The following is a 1,108-nucleotide window of genomic DNA, read 5'->3' as shown; positions in this document are numbered from 1 at the left end:
AATGCTTTTAAAGTAGCTAAACTATCATATCCTTCTAAAAAACCTTTAATATTAGTAATTCCATTTGACAAAGATCCAAACATAACTGCCCGATGTGATATCGATTTATCACCTGGTACTTTAATTCTACCTTTTATTGGTTTAATAACTTTTTTTACTATATATTTAACATTATTCTTCATTAGACTTATTTTCTCTTATTAATTGTTCTGGGTAAGAACCTAATATTTTTATTTCTGCACCTCGCATATCTACTTCTTTTAATATTTTTTCTAACAACTTAGATTTCCGATGTCCTTTTATCTCAATAAAAAATATATAATTCCAAACTCCATTAGTTTCTGGGGCTGGCCTGTTTATTATACGTAAAATCTCAATCTTATAACGATAAAACGGTTCTATTAATAAATAAAAAGAACCTATTTTATTTTTAATTGATAACATTAATAATGTTTTATCATCTCCTGTAGGTCCAACATCTTTATCTGATAAAATTAAAAATCTTGTATAATTATTAATTCGATCTTCTATATTTTTAGCAATTATTTTTAAAGAATAATAACTAGCAGCAATATCTCCAGCAATTGCTGCACTCTTACTTTCAGTTTTAACTATTTTTGAAGCTTCTGCATTAGAAGATACTAAAATTCTTTTAGCAATAGGATAATTATTATTTAACCAATTTCTACATTGAGCAAATGATTGTTGATGTGAATAAATTTTTTCTATATTTTTATTTATATTTTTTTTTCCAATCATTAAATTCTGATGTATTGGTAATATTACTTCTCCACATATTTTTAATTTTGAATAAATAAAAGAATCTAAAGTATTATTTACTATCCCTTCTGTAGAATTTTCTAAAGGTACAACTCCATAATTATATTTTTTATTTTCTATTGTATTAAACACATCTTTTACAGGTATACTTATTACAGATTTACCAAAATGTTTAATTACTGCTTTTTGAGTAAATGTGCCCACAGGTCCCATATAAGCAACTTTTATTGGGAATTCTAAAGCTAAACATGCAGACATGATTTCTCTAAATAATCTTGATATTTCTTCATTAGATAATGGCCCTTTATTATTTCTTATTATATTTCTT

General features: G+C 24.8%; 2 protein-coding genes. Both read right to left on the bottom strand.

The features are described from left to right. The coding region (locus tag IE124_RS34025; protein ID WP_229833169.1) for a carboxyvinyltransferase at nt 1-182 on the bottom strand (182 nt) is incomplete at its 3' end. Then, on the bottom strand, nt 172-1,108 hold a 937-nt coding region (gene pheA, locus IE124_RS34020), incomplete at its 5' end, for a prephenate dehydratase (protein ID WP_189513882.1). The genes pheA and IE124_RS34025, both read right to left, overlap by 11 nt.

It is taken from the genome of Streptomyces narbonensis, from assembly GCF_014649015.1.
Classification (GTDB): Bacteria; Actinomycetota; Actinomycetes; order Streptomycetales; family Streptomycetaceae; genus Streptomyces; species Streptomyces narbonensis.
This window is presented reverse-complemented; position numbering and strand designations above follow the sequence as displayed.